The sequence below is a fragment of the Desulfurella sp. genome (assembly GCF_023256235.1).
Taxonomy (GTDB): domain Bacteria; phylum Campylobacterota_A; class Desulfurellia; order Desulfurellales; family Desulfurellaceae; genus Desulfurella.
The window spans coordinates 8,181-14,056 of record NZ_JAGDWY010000053.1 but is presented as its reverse complement, the minus strand read 5'-3'; the positions used below and the strand labels follow the sequence as shown (position 1 = coordinate 14,056).

Genomic DNA, 5,876 nt, shown 5'->3' with positions numbered 1-5,876 from the left:
TTTTCATTCATTTAGCTATAAACTTATGCAGAAAAAGGGGTTTAATTGGATTTATAACCACAGATTATTACCCAACAGCTACTGGGGGCACTAAATTACGTACTGATATAAAAAATAAAACAAGCGTGGTACAGATTATCGATTTTAATGAATTTAAAGTGTTTAAATCGGCGTTAGGCCAACATAACATGATAACAATATTAACTAAAACAAAAAACTATAATAAACCTGCCAAAATTATTATTGTAAAAAAGAAAGGTAATGCTACATTAGAAAGCTTCTATAAAATAATAAATGGTAATGATGATGAAACTGAATATAGAAACGTAAATCAGGATGATCTTTTTGAAGGCTCAGATAACCAAATCAGATTATTGGGTGGTTCTACGTCAAATTCTGAATCAAAATTAAAAGAAATATTTCAAAAAATGCTTAAAGGTTCTAAAAGATTGGGGGATATATGTAATGTTAATCAGGGGATAGTAAGCGGCGCGGATAAAGTTACTAAAAAACACATATCTAAATACAAAATAGATGCTAAATTAGGACAAGGAATATTTGTACTTTCTGATAAAGAAATTGATAATCTAATCCAAAATGGGACATTTAATGCTTTTTTTGTAATTGGAAGAACTATTGGTATGATCGGCCATTATTTAGATGAAAAACGTTTAAATATGCCATTGTATCGCCATCCAATAGATGATATCTTATATAAGGAAGAAACGCCGGTTGAGTATTAACTATAATAATGCTGAAAATTTAATTAATTATGCAAAAATATATATTTTTTAAGTACTAATTTAAAATTTGCAAAAAAATTTAATTTATGGTATTTTGTATTTAGTTAGTTGTAAGGAGGGAAAAGTGGATATCAAAACACTCAAAGATATTATTAAAATTGTAGAGAATAGTCAGTTTGTAGAGTTTAGCTACAAAGATGATGAGCTTGAAATTACACTTAAAAAGAAAGAAGCATTCCCTGAAAGTGTTGCAGGACAGGATAATCTTAGGGTTACCGAAGTAGTTTCACAATATCCAACACAATCTATAGTTGCAAAAAGTACTGAAGAATCAGAAAAAGACCCTAATTTAATTGAAATCAGATCGCCTATGGTAGCAACATTTTATAGAGCACCAGCTCCAGATGCAAAGCCATACGTTGAGGAAGGACAAAAAGTAAAAAAAGGCGAAGTGCTTTGCATTTTAGAAGCAATGAAAATAATGAACGAACTTGAGGCTGAGTTTGATTGTACTATAGAAAAGATTCTTGTTGAAAATGCCCAAAAAGTAGAATTTGACCAACCTTTATTTTTAGTAAGAAAGGGTTAATTGTAAGGTATGTTTAAGAAAATATTTATTGCAAATAGAGGAGAAATTGCTTTAAGGATAATTAGAGCTTGCAAAGAGTTGGGCATTAAAACTTGCATTGGTTATTCTGTTGAAGATAAAGATTCTATTCCTGTAATGCTTGCAGACGAGGCTATCTGTATAGGTCCAGCTCAGTCAATGCAAAGCTATCTCAATCTATTTTCTTTAGCTCAAGCAATTCATAATTCTGGAGCTGATGCTGTTCATCCCGGGTATGGTTTTCTAAGTGAAAATCCAACATTTGTTAAGATTTGTAATGATTTAGATGTAGTTTTTATTGGACCGGATAAAGAAACAATCGCTCGTCTTGCAGATAAATCAAAAGTGAAACAGATATTGAAAGAAAACAACATACCTACAATCCCTGGTAGTGATGGTGCAGTGAAAAATCTTGATGAATTAAAATCTGTAGCAAATACAATAGGTTATCCTATACTTCTTAAGGCATCCTGGGGTGGCGGTGGTAGAGGCATGAGGGTTGTTCGTAGTGAAAACGAATTAGTTAATGAATTCAATGCTGCTCAAAGTGAAGCCAAAAGTTCATTCGGTAGAGAAGATATATATGTTGAAAAATTTATAGAACATCCAAGACACATTGAGGCTCAGGTCATTGGAGATAAATTTGGCAATATTGTGCATGTTGGAGAAAGAGATTGTACACTTCAAAGAAGGCACCAAAAGCTGCTTGAAGAATCTCCAAGTCCCTATTTAGATGAACAAAAAAGGGCAGAATTTTTAGAAACTGCTGTTAGGGCAGCTTCAATATTAAAATATTGGAATGCAGGAACACTTGAATTTTTATTTGATGAAGAAAAAAATTTTTACTTTATTGAAATCAATACGCGTATTCAAGTAGAACACCCCGTAAGTGAAACTGTTTACGATGTAGATTTAATAAAAGAACAAATTATGGTTGCTTATGGTTATGAATTATCATTTAAACAAGAAGATCTAAAACCAAAATGTTGTGCAATGGAATGCCGAATAAATGCAGAAGATCCGGAAAAATTTATACCTTCGCCTGGTAAAATTGAATTTTTATTTATACCCAGTGGTGCTCACACCAGATTAGATTCGCATATTTACTGCGGTTACAATGTAAGTCCATACTACGATTCCATGATAGCAAAATTGATAATAAGTGGTAAAACTCGTGAAGAAGTTCGCACAAGAATGTTAAATAGCTTAAGCGAATTTAAAATAGAAGGTATAAAAACAAACATAAAGTTTTTCCAAAAACTATTATCTTCTCAAGATTTTATTAACAATACTTACGACACAAATTTTATAGATAGAATTTTTTTAAATAATCACAAGTAATTGTTGAAAATCGCTTCTTTAGCAATATTGAGTGTTTCTTTAGCTGCTTGAGAGGCGATTTTACTAGATTCTCTAATATTTTCTATAATTTCATTCTTTTTGTTTTCTTGGAGTTGCTTTCTTTTTTCTCGTATTGGTCTTAATTTTTCATTAAGGTTTTTGTTTAGTATTTTCTTGCAATCAGTGCAACCAATTGATGCATTTGCGCATGAAGATTCAATTTCATTGCAAGTTTGTTGGTCAGTAAAGATATTGTGAAGCATAAATACGCCACATTCTTTTGCTACACCAGGATCGGTTCTTCTAAGTCTGCGTGGATCTGTAAACATTGTTCTGATTTTTTGAGCTGTTTCTTCCTCGCTATCAGCTAAGTAGATTGCATTACCATATGATTTGCTCATTTTACGACCGTCAGTGCCTAGTATCTTTGGGAATTCGCTTAAAAGTGGTTCTGGTTCTATAAAGACTTCTTTTTGAACTATATTATTAAAACTTCTAACGATTTCTCTTGTAAATTCTAAATGTGCTATTTGATCTATGCCAACTGGTACGTAGTTTGCTTTATAAATAATAATATCTGCGCTCATAAGAACGGGATATCCCAAAAAGCCATAATTTGCGGTTCTACTTTCACCAAGCTGGGCAATTTGATCTTTATAAGATGGTACGCGTTCTAATTTTCCTACTGGCGTTATCATGGATAGCAGCAAAAAAAGCTCTGCATGTTCTTTTACAAGTGATTGCACAAACAGAGTTGATTTTTTTGAATCGAGTCCAAATGCAAGCCAATCTATAATCATTTCAAGTGTGTTATTATAAATTTCTTTTGACTCACTAAAACCTGTAGTAAGTGCATGCCAATCTGCCACGAAATAATAACATTTATATTTATCCTGTAAATTTATCCAATTTTGTAAAGCGCCATATAAATTTCCCAAATGTAACTTTCCAGTTGGTCTCATTCCACTTAAAACTATTGCCATTTAGCCTCCTAGCAAAAAACTAACAATTGGGTTTGATATAGCTATTATAAAGTTTAAAACACCAAGGAAAAGAAGCAATATTACAATGTACATACCGTAAGGCTCTAATTTTGAATATTGATATGCAAGTCTATTTGGAAGTAACCCAGCAAGTACTCTACCTCCGTCAAGGGGTAAAATAGGAAGTAAATTAAATAATGCAAAAATAATATTAATTTGAACACCATACATACACATAATACGCACATCTTCTAAAAAAACAGATGTGTTATTTCCAAAAGCAAAGAATAATAACCATGAAACTATTGCAAAAAAAATTGCCATTAAAATATTTGATGCAGGACCTGCAATAGCAACAAATATTGAATCCCTTTTTGGTTTTTTTAGTGCATAAAAGTTTACTGGTACTGGTTTTGCCCAGCCAAATAGTACCGGTGATCTAACAAATATCAATAATGCAGGCAATAGTATTGTGCCAAATAAATCAATATGGGCTATTGGGTTTAGTGTTAATCTACCTGCTCTTTTTGCTGTGGAATCGCCAAAAAGGTATGCTATATAGCCATGAGAAACTTCATGTATTACTATAGCTAACAGCAAAACAGGCAATGCCAGGATTATGCTTGCATCCAAAATCCACCCCTAAATCTCACAAATAATGCACTAATTTTTTAAAATTGTCAACTATTCAATTAACACAGTTGACAACTAGATTTGCTTACTATATAAATTCTAATATGAGACTCATAGATTCAAAGGTTTTACAAGAAGTAAGGGTAGTTGGATTTGAATCCGGTTGTAGATCAAAAGAAAGATTGTTACAGCTTGGCATTGTGCCAGGAGTCATTTTGAAGATAAAACGACTTGCACCATTTGCCGGGCCATTGATTGTTTCAATTGAAGGTAGTGATGTAGTGTTGGGCCGTGGTATTGCAAAAAAAATAATCGTGGAAGAGATATGAAAATTGCACTAATAGGCCAACCAAATTGCGGTAAAAGTACAATATTTAATCAGCTTGCAGGGTATAAAAGTATTAGCGCAAATTTTCCAGGTGCTACAGTTTCGTATACTATAGGAAAATTTTACTTTCAAAATAAGTCTATTGAGTTAGTTGATTTGCCTGGTACATACTCATTAAGCTGGTATGATGATGCAGAAAAGGAAAGTGTAAAAGCTTTAGCTACCATGGATTTTGACTGTATTATCAATGTTTTAGATGCATCTACTATTACAAGGGGCTTAGAGTTAACATTAGAGCTCATCTCACTTGATAAGCCCATGGTTGTTGCATTAAATATGATGGATGAGGCCAAAAAGAAAGGTATAGAAATTGACATATCAAAACTTGAAGATTCAATTGGTGTAAAAGTAATTCCAGTAATTGCAAAACAGGCAAAAGGTATCAAAGACTTGATTAATGCAGCCTTAACAGCTCAAAAGCCCATTAAAAGATGCATATATTCAAAAAGACTTGAAAGCTTTATAGAAAATTTAGAGCAATGTCTTAAATCTCAGGCAACTACATTGATTTTGCCTCCAAAGCTTATTGCAATAAAAGCCATTGAAGGTTTTTCTGCATGTGAAGAAATCGTCAGTTGGTATCCAAAGTGTCAAGATTTGCTTGAAACTACAAGGGTTTTATTAAACAATGGCGCTGAAATTACAAAAGAAAGACATGCTTTGTGTCTTGATATTTTTGAATATAGTGCAAAAGTAAAAGACTCAAAAGGTTTGCCAATAAGCGAAAGAATCGATGAAATTTTATTGCACCCTATATGGGGTTATGTAAGTTTATTTTTAATATTTATAGCTATTTTTTTTATAGTATTTGAAGGTGGTTCTCCATTTGAGAGTTTAATTGATAAGTTTTTTTCATTTACAGATGAATATTTGCAAGCAAGCATCCATAATGCATTTTTGCTGTCGCTAACAAAAGGTGCAATTGATGGCATAGGTGCTGCCATTGGTATTGCTTTGCCTTATTTAGTGCCTTTCTTTGTAATACTCAGTATACTTGAAGATAGTGGATACTTATCTCGTATAGCCTTTTTAATGGATTCATTGATGCATAAAATCGGTGTTCATGGAACAAGCGTAATACCTTTTATTATGGGTTATGGGTGTAGTGTACCTGCTGTTATGGCTACGAGGATAATAAGGGACAAAAGGGAGAAATTTATCAGTGCTTTTTTGGCTACACT

General features: G+C 32.6%; 7 protein-coding genes. 5 read left to right on the top strand and 2 right to left on the bottom strand.

Annotated elements, in window-relative coordinates:
- The 3 genes from Q0C22_RS05185 to accC form a co-directional block, all read left to right on the top strand.
- Window positions 1-743: hypothetical protein (locus Q0C22_RS05185; protein WP_291492465.1), on the top strand; the 743-nt coding region annotated here is incomplete at its 5' end.
- A 124-nt stretch (window positions 744-867) separates the two neighbouring features.
- A complete protein-coding gene (gene accB / locus Q0C22_RS05180) occupies window positions 868-1,332 on the top strand; it encodes an acetyl-CoA carboxylase biotin carboxyl carrier protein (protein WP_291492463.1) in 465 nt (154 codons plus the stop codon).
- Between the two features lie 9 nt (window positions 1,333-1,341).
- Entirely contained in the window at window positions 1,342-2,691 is a 1,350-nt protein-coding gene (gene accC / locus Q0C22_RS05175) for an acetyl-CoA carboxylase biotin carboxylase subunit (RefSeq protein ID WP_291492461.1), read from the top strand.
- On the opposite strand, the gene trpS is transcribed toward accC, so the two are convergent.
- Together trpS and Q0C22_RS05165 are read right to left on the bottom strand one after the other, a co-directional pair.
- Window positions 2,682-3,674 (bottom strand): tryptophan--tRNA ligase, encoded by a 993-nt coding sequence (gene trpS, locus Q0C22_RS05170; protein ID WP_291492458.1) that lies wholly within the window; start codon window positions 3,672-3,674, stop codon window positions 2,682-2,684. The genes accC and trpS overlap by 10 nt on opposite strands.
- On the bottom strand, window positions 3,675-4,307 hold the full coding sequence (locus tag Q0C22_RS05165) for a site-2 protease family protein (RefSeq protein ID WP_291492457.1): 633 nt from the start codon (window positions 4,305-4,307) through the stop codon (window positions 3,675-3,677).
- A 104-nt stretch (window positions 4,308-4,411) separates the two neighbouring features.
- Between Q0C22_RS05165 and Q0C22_RS05160 the strand changes: the two genes are divergently transcribed.
- Window positions 4,412-4,636: a FeoA family protein gene (locus tag Q0C22_RS05160; RefSeq protein WP_025391603.1), complete on the top strand. Its 225-nt coding sequence runs from the start codon at window positions 4,412-4,414 to the stop codon at window positions 4,634-4,636.
- Window positions 4,633-5,876: ferrous iron transport protein B (gene feoB, locus Q0C22_RS05155; RefSeq protein ID WP_291492454.1), on the top strand; the 1,244-nt coding region annotated here is incomplete at its 3' end. The genes Q0C22_RS05160 and feoB, both read left to right, overlap by 4 nt.

Bases quoted from the DNA above. Each gene is read 5' to 3' on its own strand.
- accC (WP_291492461.1), top strand. From the start codon at position 1,342: ATGTTTAAGAAAATATTTATTGCAAATAGAGGAGAAATTGCTTTAAGG.
- trpS (WP_291492458.1), bottom strand. From the start codon at position 3,674: ATGGCAATAGTTTTAAGTGGAATGAGACCAACTGGAAAGTTACATTTG.
- Q0C22_RS05160 (WP_025391603.1), top strand. From the start codon at position 4,412: ATGAGACTCATAGATTCAAAGGTTTTACAAGAAGTAAGGGTAGTTGGA.